The 24,447-nt window shown below is 40.6% G+C and carries 26 protein-coding genes; 13 read left to right on the top strand and 13 right to left on the bottom strand.

Annotation, left to right across the window (positions count from 1 at the left end; translation table 11 throughout):
• Positions 1-58: 58 nt before the first annotated feature.
• Complete coding sequence (locus HT99x_RS00245; protein ID WP_075067384.1) at positions 59-1,471, top strand: ABC-F family ATP-binding cassette domain-containing protein; 1,413 nt, start codon at positions 59-61, stop codon at positions 1,469-1,471.
• On the opposite strand, the gene HT99x_RS00240 is transcribed toward HT99x_RS00245, so the two are convergent.
• From HT99x_RS00240 to HT99x_RS00230, 3 genes are read right to left on the bottom strand one after another with little or no spacing between them, the layout of a single operon-like run.
• Positions 1,454-1,750, bottom strand: a complete 297-nt coding sequence (locus tag HT99x_RS00240; protein WP_075067383.1) for a hypothetical protein — start codon at positions 1,748-1,750, stop codon at positions 1,454-1,456. The two genes, HT99x_RS00245 and HT99x_RS00240, sit on opposite strands and share 18 nt — an antisense overlap.
• Before the next feature lie 2 nt (positions 1,751-1,752).
• Positions 1,753-2,268, bottom strand: a complete 516-nt coding sequence (locus HT99x_RS00235) for a GNAT family N-acetyltransferase (protein ID WP_235528471.1) — start codon at positions 2,266-2,268, stop codon at positions 1,753-1,755.
• On the bottom strand, positions 2,268-4,067 hold the full coding sequence (locus tag HT99x_RS00230; RefSeq protein WP_075067382.1) for an ATP-binding cassette domain-containing protein: 1,800 nt from the start codon (positions 4,065-4,067) through the stop codon (positions 2,268-2,270). Before HT99x_RS00230 ends, HT99x_RS00235 begins: the two co-directional genes overlap by 1 nt.
• 129 nt (positions 4,068-4,196) lie before the next feature.
• Here HT99x_RS00230 and HT99x_RS00225 point away from each other — a divergent pair, with 129 nt between their 5' ends.
• Positions 4,197-4,811 (top strand): LysE family transporter, encoded by a 615-nt coding sequence (locus HT99x_RS00225; RefSeq protein WP_075067381.1) that lies wholly within the window; start codon positions 4,197-4,199, stop codon positions 4,809-4,811.
• Positions 4,812-4,909: 98 nt separating this feature from the next.
• On the top strand, positions 4,910-5,272 hold the full coding sequence (locus HT99x_RS00220) for a hypothetical protein (protein WP_075067380.1): 363 nt from the start codon (positions 4,910-4,912) through the stop codon (positions 5,270-5,272).
• On the opposite strand, the gene HT99x_RS00215 is transcribed toward HT99x_RS00220, so the two are convergent.
• From HT99x_RS00215 to HT99x_RS00200, 4 genes are read right to left on the bottom strand one after another with little or no spacing between them, the layout of a single operon-like run.
• The gene (locus HT99x_RS00215) at positions 5,269-6,501 is read right to left on the bottom strand and encodes a multifunctional CCA addition/repair protein (protein ID WP_075067379.1); all 1,233 of its coding nucleotides are present in this window, start codon (positions 6,499-6,501) and stop codon (positions 5,269-5,271) included. The two genes, HT99x_RS00220 and HT99x_RS00215, sit on opposite strands and share 4 nt — an antisense overlap.
• Positions 6,498-7,079 (bottom strand): 16S rRNA (guanine(966)-N(2))-methyltransferase RsmD, encoded by a 582-nt coding sequence (rsmD, locus tag HT99x_RS00210; protein ID WP_075067378.1) that lies wholly within the window; start codon positions 7,077-7,079, stop codon positions 6,498-6,500. The genes HT99x_RS00215 and rsmD overlap by 4 nt, the downstream gene beginning before the upstream one ends.
• A gap of 3 nt (positions 7,080-7,082) precedes the next feature.
• Complete coding sequence (locus HT99x_RS00205) at positions 7,083-8,558, bottom strand: insulinase family protein (protein ID WP_083482973.1); 1,476 nt, start codon at positions 8,556-8,558, stop codon at positions 7,083-7,085.
• A gap of 11 nt (positions 8,559-8,569) precedes the next feature.
• Positions 8,570-9,922, bottom strand: a complete 1,353-nt coding sequence (locus HT99x_RS00200) for a M16 family metallopeptidase (protein WP_259564978.1) — start codon at positions 9,920-9,922, stop codon at positions 8,570-8,572.
• A 97-nt stretch (positions 9,923-10,019) separates the two neighbouring features.
• On the opposite strand from HT99x_RS00200, the gene ftsY reads away from it, so the two are divergent.
• The 6 genes from ftsY to HT99x_RS00170 all read left to right on the top strand — a co-directional run bounded on the left by ftsY (position 10,020) and on the right by HT99x_RS00170 (position 14,747).
• Positions 10,020-11,168 carry a signal recognition particle-docking protein FtsY gene (gene ftsY / locus HT99x_RS00195; RefSeq protein WP_075067377.1) on the top strand — a complete coding sequence of 383 codons (1,149 nt, stop codon included), beginning with the start codon at positions 10,020-10,022 and terminating at the stop codon, positions 11,166-11,168.
• Positions 11,169-11,252: 84 nt separating this feature from the next.
• Positions 11,253-11,939: a cell division ATP-binding protein FtsE gene (locus tag HT99x_RS00190; RefSeq protein ID WP_075067376.1), complete on the top strand. Its 687-nt coding sequence runs from the start codon at positions 11,253-11,255 to the stop codon at positions 11,937-11,939.
• Complete coding sequence (locus HT99x_RS00185) at positions 11,932-12,570, top strand: cell division protein FtsX (RefSeq protein WP_259564975.1); 639 nt, start codon at positions 11,932-11,934, stop codon at positions 12,568-12,570. Before HT99x_RS00190 ends, HT99x_RS00185 begins: the two co-directional genes overlap by 8 nt.
• Positions 12,560-12,904 (top strand): cell division protein FtsX, encoded by a 345-nt coding sequence (locus HT99x_RS00180; RefSeq protein WP_259566979.1) that lies wholly within the window; start codon positions 12,560-12,562, stop codon positions 12,902-12,904. Before HT99x_RS00185 ends, HT99x_RS00180 begins: the two co-directional genes overlap by 11 nt.
• 11 nt (positions 12,905-12,915) lie before the next feature.
• Positions 12,916-14,124 carry an aromatic amino acid transport family protein gene (locus HT99x_RS00175; RefSeq protein WP_075067374.1) on the top strand — a complete coding sequence of 403 codons (1,209 nt, stop codon included), beginning with the start codon at positions 12,916-12,918 and terminating at the stop codon, positions 14,122-14,124.
• 5 nt (positions 14,125-14,129) lie between these two features.
• Positions 14,130-14,747, top strand: a complete 618-nt coding sequence (locus tag HT99x_RS00170) for a class I SAM-dependent methyltransferase (protein ID WP_075067373.1) — start codon at positions 14,130-14,132, stop codon at positions 14,745-14,747.
• On the opposite strand, the gene modA is transcribed toward HT99x_RS00170, so the two are convergent.
• Together modA and HT99x_RS00160 are read right to left on the bottom strand one after the other, a co-directional pair.
• Positions 14,696-15,466 carry a molybdate ABC transporter substrate-binding protein gene (gene modA / locus HT99x_RS00165; protein ID WP_075067372.1) on the bottom strand — a complete coding sequence of 257 codons (771 nt, stop codon included), beginning with the start codon at positions 15,464-15,466 and terminating at the stop codon, positions 14,696-14,698. The genes HT99x_RS00170 and modA overlap by 52 nt on opposite strands.
• 56 nt (positions 15,467-15,522) lie before the next feature.
• Positions 15,523-15,873, bottom strand: a complete 351-nt coding sequence (locus tag HT99x_RS00160) for a DnaJ domain-containing protein (protein WP_075067371.1) — start codon at positions 15,871-15,873, stop codon at positions 15,523-15,525.
• 263 nt (positions 15,874-16,136) lie between these two features.
• On the opposite strand from HT99x_RS00160, the gene HT99x_RS00155 reads away from it, so the two are divergent.
• Positions 16,137-17,281, top strand: a protein-coding gene (locus HT99x_RS00155; RefSeq protein ID WP_164468483.1) for an IS3 family transposase whose coding sequence is annotated in 2 segments (ribosomal slippage) — positions 16,137-16,389 and positions 16,389-17,281 — 1,146 coding nt in all. Because the reading frame shifts where the segments join, the coding sequence is not laid out codon by codon here.
• Positions 17,282-17,317: 36 nt separating this feature from the next.
• On the opposite strand, the gene HT99x_RS00150 is transcribed toward HT99x_RS00155, so the two are convergent.
• Together HT99x_RS00150 and HT99x_RS00145 are read right to left on the bottom strand one after the other, a co-directional pair.
• The gene (locus HT99x_RS00150; RefSeq protein WP_075067367.1) at positions 17,318-18,457 is read right to left on the bottom strand and encodes a hypothetical protein; all 1,140 of its coding nucleotides are present in this window, start codon (positions 18,455-18,457) and stop codon (positions 17,318-17,320) included.
• 27 nt (positions 18,458-18,484) lie between these two features.
• The gene (locus HT99x_RS00145) at positions 18,485-19,210 is read right to left on the bottom strand and encodes a phosphoribosyltransferase family protein (protein ID WP_075067366.1); all 726 of its coding nucleotides are present in this window, start codon (positions 19,208-19,210) and stop codon (positions 18,485-18,487) included.
• A gap of 83 nt (positions 19,211-19,293) precedes the next feature.
• Between HT99x_RS00145 and bioB the strand changes: the two genes are divergently transcribed.
• The 3 genes from bioB (at position 19,294) to HT99x_RS00130 (ending at position 21,492) form a co-directional block, all read left to right on the top strand.
• Positions 19,294-20,286, top strand: coding sequence for a biotin synthase BioB (bioB, locus tag HT99x_RS00140; RefSeq protein ID WP_075067365.1), 993 nt, complete (start codon positions 19,294-19,296; stop codon positions 20,284-20,286).
• Positions 20,283-21,155, top strand: a complete 873-nt coding sequence (gene bioC, locus HT99x_RS00135) for a malonyl-ACP O-methyltransferase BioC (protein ID WP_075067364.1) — start codon at positions 20,283-20,285, stop codon at positions 21,153-21,155. The genes bioB and bioC overlap by 4 nt, the downstream gene beginning before the upstream one ends.
• Positions 21,156-21,264: 109 nt before the next feature.
• The gene (locus HT99x_RS00130; protein ID WP_075067363.1) at positions 21,265-21,492 is read left to right on the top strand and encodes a hypothetical protein; all 228 of its coding nucleotides are present in this window, start codon (positions 21,265-21,267) and stop codon (positions 21,490-21,492) included.
• 49 nt (positions 21,493-21,541) lie between these two features.
• Here HT99x_RS00130 and rmf read toward each other — a convergent pair whose 3' ends face one another.
• Together rmf and prlC are read right to left on the bottom strand one after the other, a co-directional pair.
• Positions 21,542-21,727: a ribosome modulation factor gene (gene rmf / locus HT99x_RS00125; RefSeq protein ID WP_075067362.1), complete on the bottom strand. Its 186-nt coding sequence runs from the start codon at positions 21,725-21,727 to the stop codon at positions 21,542-21,544.
• Between the two features lie 374 nt (positions 21,728-22,101).
• Positions 22,102-24,141, bottom strand: coding sequence for an oligopeptidase A (gene prlC, locus HT99x_RS00120; protein WP_075067764.1), 2,040 nt, complete (start codon positions 24,139-24,141; stop codon positions 22,102-22,104).
• Between the last annotated feature and the right edge of the window lie 306 nt (positions 24,142-24,447).

Genomic DNA, 24,447 nt, shown 5'->3' with positions numbered 1-24,447 from the left:
TAAATAGCTGTTACACGTTTCAATACCCCAAGGGGTAAAACAGAATGAGAGATTATTCATGCATCCGATTTTATTACAAGCAATTGCACTTGTTTTCCCCCATAAAACTTGTTTTTCTGAATTTTCGTCGCAAATTAACCCAGGCGATCGAATTGCGATTGTAGGCCCCAATGGCGCAGGCAAAAGCAGCTTATTACAAATGCTTGCTGGAAATTCCCTTCCCTCTCAAGGCGAGATCCGCTTCCCTCCTGCGCTCGCTATTGGCTATGTCCCACAACTTATTGATAATAATCATCCCATGAGTGGCAGTGAGCATTTCCAACACGCTTTAACGCAGGCGTTGCGTCAACAGCCTGATTTACTCCTATTAGATGAACCAACCAATCACCTTGATAGCAAAAAGCGCCACTCATTAATGAAAATGCTTAACCGCTATCAAGGCACCTTAATTGTTATTTCGCATGATTTAACCTTCATTAACACCTGTTGCGAAAGGATATGGCATATTGAATCAGAGAAAATTCAAATTTTTCTCGGAAATTATCAAGATTTTTTAAACAATCAAGCAAAAGCACTCAACGCCGTTGAGGAAAAACGCAAAATACTTCGTCAACAACAGATTGCCTGTCATCAATCTTTAATGCAAGCAGAGCAGCGCGCAGCACAAAGTCGACAACGTGGTGAAAAAAATATTCAACAGCGTAAATGGCCAACGGTTACCAGTAAAACCAAAGCAGCTCGTCACATCAAATCCCATGTTAATAGACAAGCCTTGATTGCTAATCAAAAACAGGTGCTAGCACAAGAGCGTGCAGCTTTAACAATTCCAACGCTTGCACCCCATTTTCAGCTGCCTGCAAGACAATGCGATAAAACGTCTTTGGTCTACATTGATAACGGGAGTTTTGGCTATGAAAGGCAAATCCTGTGTGAGCGGCTCTCGTTAACGGTTAATCGTCATGATCGTATTCTCATTCAAGGTGACAATGGCTGTGGCAAAACAACGTTACTCAAGGCAATAATGAATGATCCAGAAGTTATTAAAACAGGATTTTGGCAATTACCTAAAATAGATGAAATAGGCTATTACGATCAGCATTATCAATCTTTGCCCATAGAAAGTACACCGCTTTGTGCATTACAAAAAGTATGTCATTGGCCTCTGACTAAATTGAGACAACACCTTGCTGATTTTCTTTTTAAGGAAAATGAGATTGTCTATGCTCCAATGACGACACTTTCAGGTGGTGAGAAAGCAAGATTGATGCTTGCCATGATTGCTGCAAAAATGCCTTCTCTTTTGCTGCTTGATGAAATAACCAACAATCTTGACTTATCCACAAAAAACCATTTGATTACAACCTTGAATCAATATCCTGGAACCATGATCATCGTTTCGCACGATGATCATTTCCTCAACTCGATAAAAGGTGCAACTTATTATCCAATGCCATCATCCTTGATTAAATAATATTTTATAGATATGGCCACCATCAATCGCGTTGGCCATGATCTTGTGACCATTATAATAGACGGGTTCACTAAGATTAAAAGGTAATAGTTGATCATTTAAATCATGTATTTCATTGGCATAAATGATCATATTGAGCCGATGTCCACCATAAGTTCCTGAGCCAACGAACCTTGTTGAATGGGTCACTAAAATATCCATTTCAACTGCGGTTAATTTTAAAACCGTGGTATTAGCACCACTCACTTGGTGAATTTCATTTTTATTTAAATTTCTCATCTTTACCTTCCTTGATTTTGCCAGTCTTCAATTGTTATTGCCCATCGCTCATGATCGCGCCATTCATTATCTATTTGTAAATAGCGCTCAGAAAATCCCTCTTTACGAAAACCACAACGTTTTACCAATGCGATAGATCGGATATTTTGTGGTTGAATATTCGCTTCTATACGATGAAGCGCAAGTGTGGTGAAAATTTCACGCAATACTAATTGTAATCCTTGGCTCATTAAGCCTTGGCCTTGAAAGGATAAGGCGCCGTAAAAACCCAAATAGGCGCTCTGAAAACCACCCCTCACAATCTCACTGATATTAAAAACGCCAACCAGCTCATGATTCATACCAAAAACCAAAAAATTTTTCTGATTGGGCAGCGCTTGACGCACTAAATACTGAACATAATCTTCATGGGTTAATGGTGCGTTAACCCATGGGTGATGCAGTTTTCGACTTGCCTGCGTCATTGCCAAGAAAATAGCTTCATCTTGTACACTGGGTTCACGAATCGAAAGCATCATTATGCAAGGCTTTCCTCTAATTCTTGCGTTTCTTCCGCATTATCCACAATGAATCCACCCACTTGTGCATCCCATAGCGCTTTGTATAAGCCATTGCTCGCTAATAATTCCTGATGCGTGCCATCCTCAACGATTTTGCCTTTTTCAAATACTAAAATTCTGTCCATATGCAACAAGGTGGATAAGCGGTGAGCAATCACAATCGTTGTTTTATCTTGCATCAACTCCCACAAACTCTGTTGAATCATATTTTCGGTGACTGAATCTAGCTGACTAGTGGCTTCATCTAGAATAAGGATAGGCGCATTTTTTAAGAAGGCTCTTGCAATCGCAACTCGCTGACGTTGCCCCCCTGACAATTTAACACCCCGATCGCCCACTAATGCATCATATCCAAGCGGTAATTTATTGATAAACTCATCCGCATGGGCTTTACGTGCGGCATTAACCACATCCTCTTCACTGGCATCTAAACGCCCATAACGTATATTCTCTTTGAGCGTACGATGAAACAGCGAAGGATCTTGTGGAATCAAGCCAATCGCTTTATTGAGTGAATCTTGGGTAACCTCTTTAATGTCTTTGCCATCAATCAGAATCCGACCTTGTTTGATATCATAAAGGCGCATAATCAAGTTAGCGAAAGTCGTTTTGCCGCCCCCAGAATAACCAACCAATCCCACTTTTTGTCCAGGCTCAATCGTTACCGATTTATCTTCAAATAATCCTTGTGCGCCCTTGTAATGAAATTTTACTTTATCAAAGACAATTTGACCCTTGGTTACCATCAAGGGTTCTGCATTTTCACGGTCTTGTATATCCAGCGGTTTATAAAGAGACACTAAGCATTGCTGACACTTTCCATAATAACTATGTAAATGATTGATCTGCTCAGTTAGCCACCAGGAATGATCAGTAACATAAATGGTTAAGGTTAATATCAACGCAAAATCACCTGTCGTTACTAACCCTTTTGATTTTAAATGAATCAAAATGTATAACATAGCCGCAATCAGAACCGAAATCGAGATCCCTTGCATTAAATAGAAAATAAGCAAAAACCGTTCTTTGACTTGAAAGCGATTTTTCATAATGGAAAGAAATTTTTCCAAATAGCTTCTCTCATAACGTGCTGCAGAAAAAATGCGCACATTTTGCGCGTTGGTAATACTATCAACAATGCGCCCTGAAACCTCCGATTGGCTTCTCGCATAAGCATCGGAAAATTGTTTCACTTTCTTTGAGACAAAAAAACTAATCGAAACAAAACCTACCATCCAAGCCAACAGCGTAATAAAAAATAAAGGATTCACAAAATACATACTAATAAGCGATGCTACTAATAATATGGTACCACGCACAACATGCATCAAATGATGATGCAATGCCATCTCAATACTTTCGACTAAAATGTGAATGTTACTTGCAATGCTGCCGGCAAAAGTATCATGAAAAAACTGATAGGCTTGTTTATGCACCATGGTGAAAGTGTGTTTGATAATACTTTCTTTAATCGGTGCTTGTATTCTTAAATTGACAAAATTGGCGCCGCGCCAGGAAAGGTTATGTATCTCATAACCAATAATAAAAAATATTGCCGGCCACAGTGCTGCTTGAAAAACATTGCTTCCATTGGTTTTATCAACTGAATCAATAATTATCTTGGTTAGGTAGGAATGAATAACGCCATGTAAGCCAGACACTATCATACACAACAAAAAGAGCAGCATGTACCCTTGGTAAGGCTTAATGAAATGGGCGATAAATCGGATGGGTGTTTTCGGTATTTCAGCAGGCATTCTTCATATTCCGTCAGGTTATCTCTGGGTGTCCTATTTTTAAGTCCCGGATTATAAAACGATTTTGCTTAGATTGCACAATTCCCTGACATCAGACATAGTATAAGTTTTAGTTCGGCAAATAGGATTATGCTGCTTCTATTATTCCTTAAGGGCTTTATCATTGGTTTCTCCATCGCGGCCCCTGTTGGTCCAATTGGTATCCTCTGCATAAACCGTACATTGAAAGCAGGCATCGCTGCTGGGCTACTATCTGGCTTAGGAGCCGCCTTTGCTGATGCATTCTATGGCTGCATTGCAGGCGCCGGCTTTGTTGCCGTTTCCACACTGTTGCTGCGATATGAAATACTTATTCGCATATTAGGTGGGCTTTTTCTCGGATATCTTGGGCTTAAGATCTTTTTTTCTCCACATAAACCCAATGCTCCCCAAGACGCCGCCAAGAGCCTATGGCAAGATTTCTTCTCTACCTTTCTCTTAACTATCACTAACCCAGCCACTATTTTATCCTTTCTTGCCATCTATTCAGGCTTAGGTATTATTCAAAATGGCGCTCATTTTCAGGAAGCTAGTTTAATTGTTCTTGGTGTTTTTATGGGCTCATTACTGTGGTGGGTCATTCTGTGTGGTGGTATTCATCTTGTGCACCACAAGTTACCTGAATCTGCCATGCAATGGTTAAATCGCACAAGTGGCTTCATTTTAATCTTATTTGGGCTCTTTGCGCTTATATCTTTAAAGTAGCTAACTTAAATATCTATACTGCATATCTCACCAATCATTGCAGATCACCAATCCCTTTTTATACTTAAACCAATGATAGGTATGCTATGAGGTCGGATATGTTTGCATTTATTGATCGCTGTTTGTCAACAATGTCGCACTTGCCACGAATGTTACGAAACAAAGCGCACTTACAACTGCTTGCTTGGTTCCCCTCTTTACTGCCACCCCTTTGTCATCCCGGAGACATTTTATGTCATGAAACCAATGGGCTCTTTAAATTAGAAGAGCTACTTCCTACTCGCGTCATGGAAGGGTTAGATTGGTGTAGTGAAAATTCAAATCTCTGTGGTGGTGTTGCTTGTGCCATGCTGGTGGGTGGGGGTTTGCTCTACCTTTATAAAAGACGCCCTGTAAAAAAGACCGAAACAGCTAAGCAACCCAACATTATACGCAAATCGAAGCTCGTTGCTACTGACTAATGGATAGCTATCTTTAATGCATTGGCAATGGCTGCGACTCGCAACGCTTTGATTGTATCTGCGATAACAAGGCCTGACTTATCAGGAAGTTTTGCGATAGCTTGTGAAAGATCGAGGTCTTTAGCAGCATAAAACGCTTCTTCCAGGATTTTTCCTGGTGGATACTCTTTGTCTTCAAACCCTGGACGCCCTTTAAAATCTGCTGTGCAGGCGATGATCATTTGCATAAATCGAGCAGGACGACGAAAAGCATCGCAACGCTCTAATAAATCAAGCAAAGCGCTTGCCGAGAGCGAAGGCGCGCTATAGCAATCGCCATGATATCTCGCAACGATTTCCGCTAAACCTTGATACTCTTTAGGTACATGTAAACGTTCACATAATTGCTTAACCAATTGTGCGCTTTTAAGTTCATGTTGAGGATGCTTGGGCAAATATTCAGCCGGCGTTAAAGCTTTGCCTAGATCGTGCAGTAACGCCGCAAAGCGTATCTGTGGGTCCTGACTTAAACGCGTTGCTTGTGCTAAAACTAATTCAGTATGGACACCTGTATCAATTTCAGGATGAGATGTCGGTGATTGAGGCACGCCATAGAGCGCATCCACTTCAGGCAAAATCACTTTCAAGGCGCCTGATTCTCGCAACACCTGAATAAAAGCCACAGGATTGGGCTCTGTTAAAGCGCGCTGCATTTCCTTCCAGATCCGCTCTTTTACTAAATAATCAATTTCACCTTGTTTCACCATCTTTTGCATCAACATCATCGTCTGCGGTGCAACAGTAAAACCTAATTGAGCATAGCGCGCAGCAAAACGAGCAACTCTTAACACTCTAACGGGATCTTCGATAAACGCAGGAGAAACGTGTCGCAATAATTTTTGCTGGAGATCTTGTTGTCCACCATAAGGATCAATAATTTCTCCTGATTCAGACTTTGCCATTGCGTTAATGGTCAAATCACGTCTCATCAAATCTTCTTCTAATGTCACATGAGAGATATCAAAATCAAAGCCATGATATCCCCCTGCTGTTTTACGCTCGATACGAGCAAGAGCATATTCTTCTTTAGTCACTGGATGCAAAAAAACAGGAAAGGATTTACCCACATTGATAAAACCTAAATCAAGCAATTCCTGGGCTTTAGCACCAACCACAACCCAATCGCGTTCGGTGACATTTAATCCTAAAAGTTCATCGCGCACAGCGCCACCCACTAAATAAGTCTTCATGGGTTTGCACCTTGCACTAAATGATAGGCCACTTCTCCTGCCACTTTTTGCTTCAATAATTGCCATCCTGATGGTAATTTTTCTGGCAATATCGGTTTATCCGTTTCTATATAAAGAAGAGTATTTTCACTGACCAGTGGATGACAAGCTAGTAATGATAAACATTTACTCAATAGATCGGTCGCAAAGGGTGGATCAAGAAAGATAATATCTAAGGGTTGCTGATTGGAGGGTAAATGACGTAAATAACGCAAGCCATCCGATAAAATAATTTCACATTCTCTGTGTGCTTCTAAACGAAGAGCTGTATCATTTAAATTTTTGACAATCGGCGTTTGAGCATCAACGAAGGTGACTTTTTTAGCACCACGCGATAAAGCTTCAAATCCCAAAGCACCGCTGCCAGCAAATAGATCTAGGCACTGTGCATCTATCAGATGTCCTATGAGCCAATTAAAAACGGTCTCACGAACACGAGAAGGCGTCGGTCTAACACCAATATGCGGTAGCACCTTAATTTGTCGACCACGCCATTTCCCGCCGATAATGCGTATCGTACCTTGATCTTTTGTACGCATCCGTTAAGTTTTGGGTACTTCGGGCTTCTGCTCGCCACCCACCATCACAACGACCATATTCTTCGTTAAGATATGTTTTTGGAATGCCTCTTTAATATCTTTAGCATCGACTTTTTCAATGGCAGGCTTAAATTTGTCAAAGTGATCAAGCGGTAAACCATAAAAAGCAAGCGCTGAGATCTGTTGACTAATCGAAGCATTACTATCAAAACGTAGTGCATAACCGCCTAATAAATTTTTCTTTGCTTGTTCTATCTCAGCATCGCTTGGGCCTTTTTCGACAAAATCATGTAATAGGCCTTGCATCAATTCTAGCGCTTTATCGGCTTGATCATTACGGGTTTGACAACCTAAAACAAAAGGCCCACGTTCTCGCATGGGTACAAAATAGCTATAAGCAGAATAAGCTAAACCATTCTTATTACGGATAATGTCAAAGATACGAGTTACTGAGCCATTGCCACCTAAGATATGATTACCTAAATACAACGCATAGTATTCTGGATCGCCATGCTTAACACCTGGTTCACCTAACAAAATATGGGTTTGCGCAGAAGGAAAATTAACTTTTTTTACAACGTTCTGCTGTAAATTAGTTACTTCTGGAATCGCTTTCGGTTTTTCCCCTAATGCCATATCTTTTACTAACGTTTGTGCAATCGAATCTGCCTCAGTAGAAGTTAAATCCCCAACAATTGTCACTGCAACATTTTTAGCAACATAATATTGGTTAAAGAACGCTTTAACATCTGCCACCGTTAAGGCTGCAATAGAAGCCTCATCCCCTAAAACCCAGTTTGAATAAGGTTGATTAGGATAAAGAGCGCTATAAAATGCTTTACTCGCAACTTGATTAGGACTTTGTGATTGTTGTTTCAAAGCACTCAATGCATTTTGTTGTTCGCGTTTAAAGCCTTGTTCAGGAAAGGATGGATGGCTGACAAGCTCCGCTAAAGTTTGTACTGCAGGTACTAATTGTGCCGGTTCTGACAAGCTTCGCAAATGAAGTGAGGCCATATCACGTTGTGACTCCGCACTATATTGTGCCCCTAATTTCTCGAAATTTTCAGCAATTTGATCGGCGCTTAGTTTTGCTGTGCCTTCTGATAATAAGGTATTGGTAAGATAGGCTAACCCACCTTTGTCGCCATTTCGCGCAGCACCCGCATCAAAAACTAGTTGAATATCAACCATGGGTAAGGTTGGTACTGGCACAAAATAAACCGGTACCCCTTGTGGCGTTACCCAATATTGAATATTTAAAACACCTTTAACTTCTTTGTATGAATCCAATTTTTGAGGCGCTTTATTCTGAATGCCCATCATCTTTGCCAACTCTCCCCCTTGCGCCGGTAATGTTTCTGGCGATGGATAATATTTATATTTAACAAATAACAATACACCTACAAGCGCAATAGCAATCAGCGCAATTGCAAGCCACCGGCCTAAATGTGATTTTTCTGCTGTCTCACTTGTCATGGTACTGTTCCTTAGTTAACCATTTCTTTTTCAGGAATAAGCTCAGCGACGGTAATGTTCTGAACATTAAAATATTTTTTAGCAGCTGCTTGTACATCATGTACTGTCACCGCTTTTACTTTTTCAGTAAATTGATCTGCTAATTGCCAAGGCAAACCAACCGTTTCTAACAATCCTAAAAAGGTTGCTTGTTGGGACATCGAATCTTTCTCAAAGATTTCTTGCGCTAAAATTTGCGTTTTAACCTTTTGTAATTCTTCGAGGCTGACTGGCTCATTTTGCAATTTTTCTAATTGGGCAAGCACTTTGCCTTCAAGCTCAGCGATGGTATGTCCTTGCGTTGGAACACCGGTGATTATAAATTGTGAACCATATTGTTTAAAAATATCGTAATTGGTGTTTAATGCTGCCGCAACTTGTTCGCCTCGCACCAAGAACCTAGAAAAACGAGAACTTTCGCCCCCATCTAAGATGGCGCTTGCCACTAAAAGCGCATAAACCTCTTTTTCGTCTTTAGCGGTTTTAATGCTGGGCGCATCAAATCCCCAGATAGCATAGGGTAATTTTGCTGGTAGATGTACCTTAATCCGCTTTTCACCTAATGCGGTTAATTCATTCTTTGTTTTAGTTTTAGGTGCAGGTCTTGCAGGTATTTTTCCAAAATATTTGTCTGCTAATGAAAATACTTTATCTGCTTCAACATCACCAACAACCACAATCGTCGCATTGCTGGGTGTATACCATTGTTGATACCACGCTTTTAAATCTTGCGCACTCATATGATCCAAATCATCTTGCCAACCAATGACTGGATGATGATAAGGACCCATGACATTGGCAATCGCCATAAAGCGTTCCCAAGTTAAATTCTGTGGATTATCATCCGTACGCATGCGTCGCTCTTCCATCACGACTTTAATTTCTTTGGCAAACGCTTCAGGTGCAATCAACAGATTGGTCATTCTATCAGCCTCAGATTTGAAGCTAATATCAAGGTGTGATGCGTCTAGCTCTTCGTAGTAAGCGGTATAATCATCACCGGTAAAAGCATTATTTTGCCCGCCATACTCAGAGATTAGCTGTGCAAATCCATCGCCAGGTAAGGTTGGCGTTCCTTGAAACATCATATGCTCTAAAGCATGTGAAATCCCGGTAATACCTCGATACTCATCAGAAGACCCGACTTTGTACCAGATTTGCGAAACAACGACTGGCGCCCGATGGTCTTCTCTCACTAAAATCTTAAGGCCATTTTGTAATTGATGTTCTTTCGTAATGGGTTTTTCCGTTGCCACGCTTTGTAAACTCCACGTTAATATGACCCCAAAAATTAAGCTAGCCGACTTCATCATCCTTGTTTTCATGCGATTAAACCACCTTTGGCTCTTTACCTCTAAGTAACTAATGGTAGGATACCCTATTTTCTTTGTTTAGCCAGTACTATCACCTTTAGGCCCATGTATGCTGAGATTTTTCCGACGTAAAAAGGACGATGGATCATCCCCCAAAGATCCCAATGATTCGAGTGATAAAACCCCTTCCTTAGAAGGTGAGAGCGCTGTTGAGTGCCCCTCTGAAAGCGACAATCCGCTACCAGCCGGCACACTACCAGATATTAAAGAAGAAGCACCACAAGAAGTTGCAAAACAAACTGAAGAAAGTGCACAAGCGCCAGCCTCGACCTCATGGTTCTCTCGCCTTAAAAGCTCTTTATCGCGCACCCGATCGTCATTGACCGAAGGGTTAGCGAGTCTCTTTCTAGGAAAGAAGGAAATTGATGATGATCTTTTAGAGCAAATTGAAACCCAACTCTTAACAGCCGATGTCGGCGTTGAAGCAACGCAACTGATTATTGAAAAATTAACCAAAGGGATAAGCCGCAAAGAATTAAATGACCCTCAAGCTGTCTATCGCGCTTTGCAAAAAGCTTTAACGGATATGCTATTGCCCTGTGAACAACCTCTCACCATGGGACTTATTCGTCCTTTTGTGATTCTCATGATTGGTGTCAATGGTGCAGGAAAAACAACCACCATTGGCAAATTGGCTAAAAAGTGCCAAAAAGATGGCTACAGCGTCATGTTAGCGGCAGGTGACACCTTCCGCGCCGCCGCAATTGAACAATTATCGGTCTGGGGAGAGCGTAACCAAGTACCCGTTACTGCACAACATACCGGTGCTGATAGCGCTTCGGTTATCTTTGATGCTTTTCAATCTGCCAAAGCAAAACAAATCGATGTTCTCATTGCTGACACCGCCGGTCGGCTACATACGCGTGACAATTTGATGGATGAACTCAAAAAAGTTAAACGGGTTTTGCAAAAATTAGACCCTAATGCTCCGCATGAAGTCCTCCTTGTTTTGGATGCAAGCCAAGGTCAAAATGCCTTAGCGCAAGCACAAAAATTTCACGAAGTGATGGGTGTAACCGGCATTGCGCTTACCAAACTCGATGGCACCGCAAAAGGTGGCATTATTTTTGCTATCGCTAATAAATTGAATTTACCTATTCGCTTTATCGGCGTCGGTGAAAAAGTGGATGACCTGCGTCCCTTTGAAGCCAATGCTTTTGTGAATGCCTTGTTTGATTCCAATGCGAATGAAGAATAAGTTTTCTTTCTAACAATGGGTTGTGCTTTCCAAAATACAACGTTGCTTGTTATGATTAATATTTAGGTTATCCAAGGAAGGCACGTGATCACATTTTTCAATGTTACGAAAAAGTATCCCAACGGCCACATTGCCCTTAGCAATGTTTCCCTTGAAATTACAAGTGGCGAAATGGTTTTTTTGCAAGGGCATTCTGGTGCGGGTAAATCAACTTTACTGAAATTAATTGCATTGTTAGAAGAACCGACTAGGGGCCACATTGTGGTGGGTGGCAAAAATTTATCACAAATCGTCCCTGCTAAAATTCCCTTTTATCGACGAAAACTCGGATTTATCTCGCAAAACCCTAAACTATTAAGCAATTATACGATTTTTGAAAACGTTGCCATGCCCCTCATGATTGCAGGATTCGACCGTTACGATACTTCAAGACGAGTACGCGCAGCACTTGAAAGAGTCGGATTACTCGAAAAAGAACATTTTAAACCGCCCATGCTCTCAGAAGGCGAACAACAACGCGTTGGTATAGCACGAGCTGTGGTCCATAAACCGCGTTTTTTACTCGCTGATGAGCCAACTGGAAACCTTGATCCTGAGCTTTCATTAGAAATTATGAAATTATTTGAACGTTTCCACCAAGTCGGTGTCACCGTGCTAATTGCCTCACATGATATACGCCTGCTTGATAGCTTCCCTTACCGAAAAATTAATCTTGCTCAGGGTCAGTTGCTCACCACCACAGAATCGGAAAATGAGGTAGTCCATGGCTAATGCGAAAATGAAAAAACGCAGCTCCGCCCCCACCACACCATGGCGTGAATCACTGAAGCGATATTTGACCGCGCATTTTATGGCGTGCAAATTAAGTTTGCGAAATCTTTCTATTTCTCCGTTAACAACGGTTTTTTCGATTTTAGCGATGGGAATTTGTTTATCACTTCCCATGAGCCTATATTTATTCGTTAAAAATATTTCGCATCTCAGCCAAGGTTTTGATCAAAGCTCTGCGATTACACTCTATTTGAATCAAAATGCGACAACCAAAGAAATTGATACCATTTTACAAAAAATCAAAGAATATCCTTTCGTCAAAAAAGCAGCTTATTTAGGCCCTGAAAAAACACTGCAAGAATTTGAAGCCGCATCAGGGTTAACAGATACGTTATTACTGCTAGGTGAAAACCCTTTACCTGGTGTTGTGACCATGGAACTCAATACTAAACAAACCACGCGCTCAGAATTATTGTTGATGAAAAATACGCTTGGCAAAATGAATGCCGTAAAAAGCGCTGCTTTTGATTATGATTGGTTAGAAAAACTTACCCTCTTTCTTCTTTGGCAAAACACTAGCGCATCTTTTGTATTTATTAATTGGCTTTGGTGTGGTCTTGATGGTGGGTAATACCATTCGCTTATCACTTGAACGCCATCACGAAGAAATGGAAGTATTAAATTTGATTGGTGCAACTCAGGCCTTTATTCGACGTCCTTTCTTATATCGCGGTATGCTTTATGGCACTTTTGGCGGCATGATTGCCCTTTTAGTCACCTATTGTGTCGTGCATGCGCTGACTTCTCCCACTGAGCAGCTTCTATCGTTGTATCAGGGGATATTCACCTTGGAAAACCTAACGTTCTACGATACAGTTGCCTTCCTAGTGGCCAGCATCTTATTAGGCTGGCTTGGAGCGGTGTTTGCCTTTGTGCAACAACGCCGAGCACTTAACGAATACTAAAAAGGTTTACTATGTCTTTAAAAAACGCTGTTGGCGGCGTGGCATTAATCGCTGGTACTGCTATTGGTGCCGCGGTCCTTGCCCTACCCGTTGCAACTGCACACTTAGGTTTTGCCCAAACAGCGCTCAGTTATATCGTTTGTTGGTTCTTTATGACCATTGGCGCCCTATTCCTCTTAGAGGCTAATCTCACGGTTGGGTATGGTTCCAATTTAATCACGATGGCTGAAAAAACACTGGGTAAACCTGGCAAAATGTTTACCTGGCTGGTTTATTTAATCCTTTTATATGCGCTCACCGCAGCTTACTTAGGAGGCTTAGGGGTCTGGGTACAACAGGGATTGAAAGTACTGGGTCACGTTCCTTCTTCTTTTACCGCAGCACTTGCTGGCACCTTTCTTACCATTATTGTGATTAGTTTAGGTACTGCTGTCACTGATTGGGTAAACCGGTTATTGATGATAGGGTTAATTGGTGCGTTTTTTAGCTTGCTTGGTTTAACGATTGGACATGTTGATCCCATGCTACTTTTTTCACAACCGGCAAAATGGGATCTGCGCCCTATTCCCTTAATGATTACGGCTTTTGGCTCCGCGATTGTGATACCCAGCCTTACTGAATATTTGCATGGCAAAGAAAAACAACTTTACCATGTTGTACTGATTGGAAGTTTAATTCCCTTACTCGTGTATCTTTTATGGGAAATTTGCATTATTGGGATCATTCCGTTGTCAGGAAATCCTGGTTTATTGCAAATTCAACAGCAAGGGCATCCTGTTACCGATGTGCCCAAAGCATTAGAAATGCTTTTGCAAAGCCCTAAAATTACGACCGCCTCTTCTTATTTTTCGATTTTTGCTCTTATTACTTCACTGTTAGGCGTTTGCTTATCACTGTTCGATTTTTTAGCCGATGGACTTCATATTCAAAAGAAGCTCAAAGGTAAACTGTTACTATCCGTGATTACTTTTATTCCACCATTACTATTTGTGCTCTATTTTCCAAGAGGATTTACGTTCGCGCTAAGTTTTGCTGGGCTATTTGTTGCCATATTGCTTGGGATTCTACCGGCTATCATGGTATGGCGAGGTCGTTATCGTTTAGCATTAGAAAGTCCCATCGAGCCTTGGCTTGGTAAGCCTATTTTAATACTGACTATTCTCTTTTTCGTTAGTGTTATTGGCATAGAATGCTTTAATCAGTGGGAACGGTTTTTCTAATTGCTATGCGCGTTGATTTTGCAGATAGTCGCTTACGCTACCGCTTACAGCATTTACAAGGAACAAATGAGCTCATTGCTAAAGCAATTGGTCTGAAAAAAAATGGCCCTTGTACCGTTTTTGATACCACCGCAGGCCTTGGTAAAGAATCTTTCTTAATGGCCGCTTTAGGCTGCGAGGTTACCTTATTTGAACGCAATCCCACCGTTGCGGCCTCACTGCAGGAAGGTCTGTTACAGGCAAAAAACCAACCGGACCTCGCTCCTATTATCGCTAGAATGCACTTTAAAGCGATGTGTGCTATTCAATATTTACGCGATAACCCACAAGTGACCCCAGCCGTCATTTATTGTGACCCAATGTTTCCAGGCAGAACCAAATCCGCTTTAGTTAAAAAAGAAATGCAATGGTTACAAACGTTAGTTAATCCCGATGAAGATAGCGAAACATTGATAGAACTCAGTCTTACGCGGGCAACACAACGAGTGGTTGTCAAACGTCCTGTCAATGCGCCCTGGCTTATTAGAAAACCGGATTTTGATTATCGTGGCCGTAGCCATCGCTTTGATGTTTATATTTTGCACCCAGCGCCATGTTCAAAGCCCGCATCTTGTAATATCTGACGAGTTTGACTGCTTTTTAAGAAAGCCATAAAAGCAGCCGTGGCTTTAGGATGTTGAGGATGTCTTAAGGTTACCACTTCATGAACAACAGGTTTATAAGATTTGGGATCAGGTTCCCAATAATGATGTTTAGCTCTTTCATCCGCAGATAGCTGTGCCAAAGAGACAAAACCTAACGAAGCTTTCTGGCTTTCAATAAGCTCATAAGTATGACGAATGTTTCTTGCGTAAATCAATCGTCCTTGAATATGGGCCCATAAATCATATTTTTGTAATACTTCTTTTGCTGCCGCGCCATAGCTTGAGGCACCTGGGTTTGCAAGGACAATCGCTGCATTCGGTTCGTGTAATAATTTATTTTTTAGCACTTGTGGATCGAGTGTTTTGTCAGCACTCCACAAAACAATTTTGCCCATTGCTAATACAATCCGACTTAAGGGATCCACCTTATTCGCATTAATAAGCCCTTGCGTATATTCAACATCAGAAGATAAAAATAAATCATATGCCATACCATGCATCACATGAGCATATAAGTGTCCGGTTGGAGCCGTTGTCATTTTGCAGCGATAGGGAGTAGTTTGACTAAACTTGGCACAAATGATGTCTAAAGGACTTTGAATGGTGGTTGAAACAGCAAGATGCACTTCATCATCACTGGCTTTTGCAGCAGTTATTGCGAATAAAAGAGTTATGAAACTAATCTTTAACCAGCGCATGGAACTATCCCTGTTGTTGCGCAATTGCTTTAGAATGTCAAAAATTAAGCTTCGGATCAAGCTTCTTTATCAGAATTACTGATTCGTTCAATACTCGTATAAACCCAATAACTGCGTACAGCCACTGGAATACGGTTCGTTAATGTATGATGCGGTAAGAAATGGAGGGTCTCTTGGATAGCCGAATAATGTTCCATGATATATAAAAATGCTGCTTGAATAGATTGCATTCGCTCATTCAACATCGACTCCTCATAATGGAGATCAAACCGATGTTTATCGGGATGAAATTTAGCGATTAATTTATTACGAGCACGGCGCATATCTTCTTTAGTTGCATCTAACGGCAAACCTAAGATTTGATACATTTTGGTGACCTCATTGAGATCAACTTCTGGCTGATTCATTTTCGACCAAGCTCCCGAAAATTAGCCTCTTCTCTATATCTTGCCTGTGCTTGCATAACGTTTGCATAAATACTCAAGGTGTCAGGCTTAATGACTTTAGGCTGGCAATCAATGTGATGCCTTTGTCCATTTTGATCTTCCAACGTATACGCTATTTGAATACTCTCCAAGGCATCTTCCGTCACATCCTCTGTGTAGTGGTCTAATGATTTTGGACACGCAAAAAGATGTTAAAATAGCGTGCTAAATCATGAGGTATAAAAATGGGAAGACGAGTATTTACGCCTGATTTTAAGAATAATTCAGCCAGCTTGGTTTTAGATGAAGGTTATAGCACCAAAGAAGCCTGCAAAGCGGTGGGTGTGGGTTTATCAACAATGGAACGCTGGGTGAGCCAACTTCGGCAGGAGCGTAAAGGTATAACGCCTGCAAAAGGCACAGCCTTAACGGCTGAGCAACGCAGGATTCAAGAACTCGAAGCTAAAATTAGAAAAATAGAGCGAGAAAAAGAAATATTAAAAAAGGCTACAGCTCTCTTAATGTCAGATTCTCTGAATCAGTGACTGTAATTGATAAGTTAAGGGAGCAATACCCAGTTACAGAATTATGTTCTGTGTTTGGGATTAATCGTAGCAGCTATAATTATCAGAGAGTAGCGAAAAAGCGAGCTCCCTGCTTTGAACGAGAAATGCTAAAAGCAAAAGTTGTTGATATACATTCTAAAAGTCGAGGTTCTGCAGGCTCAAGAACAATATCAAAACGGTTACAATTCGAGAATGTTTCAGTTGGCCGCTATAAAATCAGAAAATTAATGAAAGAAATTGGTCTTGTGAGCAAGCAACCAGGAGCGCACCGGTATAAACCAATAAGACAAGAAGCTTTAATAGCGCCGAATTTACTCAAACAAGAATTTAAAGTTCACAAACCCAATCAAGTATGGTGCAGTGATGTAACATTTATATGGGCAGGTAAACAATGGATATATCTGGCTGTGGTATTAGATCTTTATGCAAGAAGAGTTGTTGGCTGGAGCTTGTCAAAGCAAGCAGATTCAGAACTCACCAAAAGAGCGTTAGATATGGCTTACGAAAGTCGTGGACGGCCAGCGGGAGTTCTCTTTCATTCAGACCAAGGCTGTCAATATACTAGTCTGAGCTTTCGGCAACGACTTTGGCAATATCGCATGGTACAAAGTATGAGTAGGCGTGGTAATTGCTGGGATAATTCTCCAATGGAACGATTTTTTAGAAGCTTAAAATCTGAATGGTTCCCATCAACTGGTTATGAAAGCATTGAATATGCTAAAAGCGACATACTCCGTTATGTTGCACAGTATTACAACTGGAATAGAGTTCATAGTTACAATAATTACCTTACACCAGCAGCTTGCGAACAAGCTGCTGGGTAAGCTTTCTCTAACACAGTGTCCAAAATTACTTGACCACTACACTGGCAATTGGAATGTTGCATTAAATAGTGGCTCACGTAATGAAATGAATTCATCCAATGCATCAACAAATGTTTCTAATGAAGGTTGTCTTAACATAGCTTTAAACACGGCTCTGTCTTGCTCATCCCATGTACTACTCAGCTGTTCAAGACTCTTGCTTTCATGAGCATTTTCATTAAAGAAAGCTTGTAATGCCATTAATGGTAACGATTGATCGAGAATGCTGTTAATAAGATGTCTATAAAAAGTGTTTTTAAATGATAAAGATTGATCATATCGATTCTGTGTACATCCTTGAGGATACTGAGTCAATCTTTCAAAAAATGTTGATAATGGTATAAGATGCATGAGTAAGGCACTCAGTGATGTATAGCTTAATCCAGCATAATGCTTTATACGTACCATAGAATCTTTCAACAATAGCTCACCTTCCCAACAAGCTCTAAAATAGGCATTAGGATCGGCTACTTTTGCCTCACAATGAATCTCACGATGGTGGAAGAAATAAGCCTTCGGTTGAAAATGATGTGTTGGATAATATCCAACCTGTTTCGTCTGTAAAATCTCTCCTTGCTGATTAAGCACTTCCATGAGAAAAATGAGAGGCGTTTGATTTCGATAAAATAATAGCCACTCCATTTTTCCCACTAATGCAGAACTAAACGATGGCACTAAGTCACAACCTTGTAATTGTTGCATACTAAAAACATAGCTTATAGAATCAAGGGTCGTAAAAAACAGCTGTCCTTGTCGATGCATTTCAATCAGTGACAAATCAATTTTTCCGTCAGGATTGGTGAGCAATGGATAATCATTGCCAGCAATATCTTTTCCCCATGCCATTATTTTTGCCGGTATTTTATTATTTTCATTGGCGACATAGCCATTCACACTGAGTGGAATCGCAAAACGCGGCCAAGGTGCATAATCGAGTATAAGATCAGTAAAACCTATCGTAGGCACGGTGATGCGCAAGGTTGAACCTGGCATACTGGCCAACAATGATATCTCTTTTTGTATGTCAAATATTACCCTATCAAAGGGTTTTTGCTTTAAGAGCCGATACGCTTTTAAGGTTGGCAAGATTGCAAATGATTGTCCCTGCAATCCATATTTTGCATACAACGTACTCATTTAGAAACCCTATTAAAACGCTATTGATTATATGGACTTAGCATTTTTAAGCGTACGGCAACAACACCAAATTTCTACAGTCTTTACACCCTGATGCTTTAAACAACGGCTCAATGCGCTAATGGTCGCCCCCGTTGTTACCACATCATCAATAACCAACACATGTTTAGCCTGAAAATTCGGTTTGAGATGAAAAGTGGAGGTACGAATATTCTTCGCGCGTTTTTGTGCGGTTAATTGTGATTGTGAAACCGTATGAGTTACACGCGTGCAGCTCCATCTATCTAAAGGGACTCTAAGCGCATGCGCAATTTGCGAGGCAAGTTCAACGCTCTGATTAAAACCGCGTTGACGCAATCGCTTGGGATGAAGCGGCATCGCAAGAACACAATCAGGCAGATAAGCCGGTGTTAGCCGTTTAACCATAAAATGGGCTAGCATTTTTGCAAAGGCTAGCTGTTCCCCGTATTTCCACTGCGAAATAAACAGATTAAGGGGCCATGCATAATCAAATAGCGCTTGTAAACGCTCATAAGGCAGCGTTTTATCTGCACAAATACAGTCATTTGCATCAGAATGCGATGGCATGGCACAACGGGGACACAGTTGAGGAAGCCAAGGCAACTTTTGCTCACAGGCTAAACATAAGGCAAAATCTCGCTCGCTTTGTTGGCAACACAACAGACAATATGCGGGTAACTGTAGACAACGCTTAATTCCACGTTGTACAATTTTTAACCACTTGTTCACCATCTAACCTTATGAAGTTGATCCTCTCGGTGTCAGCGCCTACGATGAGCGACTTAATAACTTAATATGAGCCTAAAAAGCACTTTATGTTGACATTACGTAACAATTGGACTTTTGCAGAAGCCCAACAAATTTATCAGCAGCCTTTTATGGATTTGGTTTTACAAGCTCAACAGATCCATCGCCTTTCATTCGCGGCTAACACCATACAAGTGTGCGGGATATATAATATGAAAGTCGGTGGCTGTCCAGAAGATTGTGCTTGGTGTGGACAAAGTGTTTATAACGAAACAGGCGTCAAAAATAAACCGCTCGCAAATTTAGAAACCATTGTGAATCAAGCCAAAGCTGCAAAAGCAAGTGGTGCGACTCGACTATGTTTAGCGGCTTCTTGGCGCGGCCCCACTGAACGCAATTTAGCCGAAGTGCTCGAAATGGTTAAGACTATTAAATCGTTTGGTTTAGAAGCTTGCATTACCATTGGTAAGTTAAAGCCTTCACAAGCATTAGCTCTCAAAGAAGCAGGTCTTGATTATTACAATCATAATTTAGAAAGCTCCGAGGAACATTTTGCAAAAGTTTCTACCACTCGCCAATATCAAGATAGACTTGATACACTTGAACATGTCAGAAATGCTGGCATTAATGTCTGCAGTGGTGGGATCCTGGGTATGGGCGAAACCCTAGAAGATCGTATTAACTTATTGCTTACTTTAGCTAATCTGCCAGAACATCCACAAAGCGTTCCCATTAATCAATTGGTACCCATTGCGGGAACACCGTTGCAAAATGCAGAGAAAGTAGATGAATTTGATTTTATTCGTGCGATTGCGTTAGCGCGTATTCTGATGCCCAAAGCTTATGTACGCTTATCAGGCGGACGTGTACAAATGTCAAACACGATGCAAGCATTATGTTTTATGGCCGGCGCGAATTCTATTCATCATAGTGAAAATTTACTGGTTACACCGAATGTCGACATGGCTAAAGATACCGATCTCTTTCAAATGCTAGGCATTCAAGCAGAGCCTCCTTCAGCAGCTGCCAAAACTATTCCTTGCCAGGTAATCCATTCATGAACAAAAATGATATAGCACGCTCATTTAGTCTTGCTGCCAAAACCTATGATCATCACGCCTTTGTGCAACAAGAAATTGGACATCGTTTAATTGAGCGTCTTGATTATATCAAACAAACTCCGCGGCTTATTTTAGATGTCGGCTCAGGCACCGGGCACCTTACGCGAATTTTACAGCAAAAATTTCCGGACAGTATGGTGCTTGGACTCGACATTGCACAGGGTATGGCCCAATTTGCTAAAAGCAAACAATCATGGCAATTTTGGAAAAATAATCCGCATTATCTTTGTGCCGATGCTGAATCCTTGCCGTTTGCCAATGCATCGATTGACTTCATTTTTTCTAACTTTACTTTGCAATGGTGTGCTAATCTGTCACAGACTTTCGCAGAATTTAAACGCGTATTAAAACCCGAAGGAATGATTTTCTTTTCTACGTTAGGGCCACAAACCTTGCATGAACTTAAAAGCAGTTTTGCTGCGGTTGATAACAAAACGCATGTAAATGAATTTGTCGACATGCATGATATTGGCGATCATTTGCTGAATTTACGCTTTAGTGATCCTGTCATTGATATGGAGATGCTAACGATTGAATACCCTGATGTTAATACCTTATTAACCGATCTCAAGGGTACGGGTGCCCATAATATGAATGTTGATCGTCCAGAAGGATGTATATCAAAACACATGTTTCAACGAATGATTGAAGCTTATAGTCATTTTAAACAGCCCAATGGATGTATTCCAGCAAGCTACGAAATCATTTATGGACATGCTTGGCAACAACAACCCTCGCATTTATATTCTGAAGATAAAGATGGTTTTATCAGAATTCCTGCAAACAAAATCCCTCGACTTGAAATTTAATTATCGCGCATTAGAAATACCTGTCTAAAAATACGCCCACATTTATTATGAACTTTTTAAGAGGGAAATGAGTCCTTTTATTATTCATCTCATTATCAGGAGATCAAGCATGAATTCGATTTCCGATACTATACGCATAGCCAATCAAGCTATTGAAAATGCACTCACAACAACTGGCACCCGTAAAATTGCAGCAACGAATCAATCTCGAATTATAGAAAAGCAAAAGCATTCATCGCATGACTCTTCTGAAAATAAGGATATGAATGAAAGTGAAGAAAATGACGCACAAGCAACCGATGATACGTCAATAAAGCATATTGATTTAAGAATATAACCGCCATAAAAAACCCCGCAAATGCGGGGTTTTTAATATCCTTACGAGTTCATGTCTCCGATACCGACCGATAGCCTGCTACGTATTCTGCATGTCCAATTCTCCAGCCGCCCATCCATTGACCACGCTTATCCGTCTCAAAGAAAGGGCAGGTTTCCTTGTTGTGACCTTTAACGCCTTGATTGTAGCCTAATTTATACGCACGGTGGGTCATGTCTCGCTTAGCTCTTTTCATGGTTACCTCGATTTAGTCTTTTACTACTGACCATACTGCAAACATGTATCTAAGTAGGTAAGCATGTTTGTATTCATAACTGGATGTGATCACGTAAGTGACATCTTTTAGTGTACGCCTTCCCTATAATAAAATATAGTTGAGTTACCTCATTTTTTCTTCTACTCCAAGTTAATAATATAGTGCAAACCTTTTACAGTTACTGTGTAACTGCTAAGGGTAAAATGGTGCAAAATCACCTAGGTTTACCTCATTTTCAGCAATTCGATAAATTCAAAAAATTGTATTTAAATATAACAATGGGGGTTATTAAGGGGGAGAATTGACACTCTCCCCCTTAATTGCGAGCAAAAGCTTAGCTTGTGTGAAGCATATTAACTAGATAAACCTCGATGTTTTAGTAAAGGTGCAAGTTCTGGATCACGACCACGAAAATCTTTAAACAAAATATCAGGATCTTCGCTGCCACCTTTCTCTAAGATTTTATGTAAAAAGTCAGCACCTGTTTTTTGGTTAAAAATACCTTCTTCTTCAAATCGAGAAAATGCATCACTCGATAACACTTCTGCCCATAGATAGCTGTAATAGCCAGCAGCATAGCCACCTGCAAAAATATGACTAAAGCTATGTGGAAAACGAGAATAGGCAGCAACTGGCACGACACTATATTGTAACCGTACATTATCTAAAATAGGTTGTATTCTTCCCCCTTCTTTAGGGTCATATTCTAAATGAATACGAAAATCGAATAAGGCAAATTCCAATTGGCGCATCAGCATCATCGCTGATTGGAAGTTTTTCGCTTTCATCATTTTCTGCAGTAAATCTTGGGGTAAAGGCTCTTTGGTTTGATAATGACTTGAAATAAAGGCTAAAGCTTCTTCTTGCCAACACCAATTTTCCATAAACTGACTCGGTAATTCTACCGCATCCCAAGGAACACCATTAATTCCAGAAACACTGGGATAATCAATTTTAGTTAAGAGATGATGTAAACCATGACCAAATTCATGAAATAAGGTAATGACTTCATCATGGGTTAGCAGAGCTTGCTCATCTTTAAGGGGTGCACGAAAATTACAGGTTAAATAAGCGACTGGAATTTGCAGTTTTCCTGCTTGCACGCGACGCACACAAGCTTCATCCATCCAAGCACCGCCTCGCTTTTGATTGCGGGCATACAAATCTAAATAGAATTTACCTAACAGTTGCTGCTCTTTATCATAAATCGCAAAAAATCGCACATCCGGGTGCCAGGTTTCAAATGTTGTTTCTTCAACAATATGCAATCCATATAGGCGCTTTACAACTTCAAATAACCCATTGATTACTTGAGGGGCAGGAAAATAAGGCCGTAATAGCTCCTCTGATAAGCTATACTGTGCTTGTTGTAATTTTTCGCTATAGTACGCAATATCCCAAGGTTCTAGCGTTTGCATGTCGTATTTTTCTTTGGCAAAAGCTTTTAGTTCTGCAAATTCTTTTTCAGCAAATGGCTTTGCAAGTTTTGCTAAATCATTTAAAAAGTTCATGACCCTGTCGGTTTTTTTAGCCATCTTTTTAATCAATGAGCGCTCTGCGAAATTCGCAAATCCTAATAAACGTGCAAGCTCATGTCTGGTTGCAAGAATTTGCTCCATCAGTGCTGCATTATTCCATTTTTCTGGATTTTCACCAAGCTCAGAAGCGCGGGTGTTGTATGCCTTGTGAATCATTTTTCGCAATTCACGATTATTGGCATGCGTAATGACCGCATAATAACAAGGAAAATCTAACGTTAAACGCCAACCAGCAACTTGTGCTTTTTCTGCCACTTGTTTGGCTAATGCAATAGATTCTTTTGGAATACCCATTAATTCATTTTCATCTTTCACATCAAAGTGCCAACTATCCGTCGCATCCATGACATTATCTTGAAAACGGCTTTGTAATTCCGATAATTTTTTACTGAGCTGTGCAAATTGTTCTTTTTGAGCCGCAGGTAAAGCAACACCTGATAATTCAAAATCACGTATTGCGTTAGTTATTGTCTTTTGCTGAGCTTTTTCTAAAGCAGAAAAAGAGCCTGCTGATTTTATGGCAATATACGCATCATAAAGATTTTTATTTTGGCCAACGGTAGTTCCATATTCCGATAATTTAGGCAAACATTGATGATAAGCTTCTCGTAATTCTTTGGTATTAAGCACAGAATTTAAATGTGAGACAGGCGACCAAGCTTTATTTAACTCATCATCTAACGCTTCGATAGGAGCGATGAGACTATCCCACGTTGGATTTTGTTGTGCTTTGGTCAGCTCATCAATTTGTTTTAAATTACGCTCAATTAATGTATTAATTGCTGGCGTAACGTGCTCTGCTTGAATACGAGCAAACGGGGGTAAATCAAAGGGTTCTAATAATGGATTCTTCATGGGAAAATTCTGCCTTAAGTTAGCTTGTGTTCAAAAATACTACTGAAGTCGCTCATTTCATTTTAGCGCTTTCCTATCACTTGTATATACCGCTCGTGCTTGAAGATACGAGATTCTCCAATTCCTCGCGAGCGGTATAATCTTGTTTAAATGCTACGCGCAGAGCGGCTCTGCGCTTGCAATCAGCCGGTTAATCTCGATTATCCTGTAATAACCCCCATCGCGTAAGAAAGTACTTCAAGTCATGCTTCGCATCTTGAAGTGAAATGGGTATATAGGAGAGTCTAAATTCAAACTGGGTATGTA

Origin of the sequence: Candidatus Berkiella aquae, assembly GCF_001431295.2 — a bacterium.
In the GTDB taxonomy this organism is placed as follows: Bacteria; Pseudomonadota; Gammaproteobacteria; order Berkiellales; family Berkiellaceae; genus Berkiella; species Berkiella aquae.
This window is presented reverse-complemented; position numbering and strand designations above follow the sequence as displayed.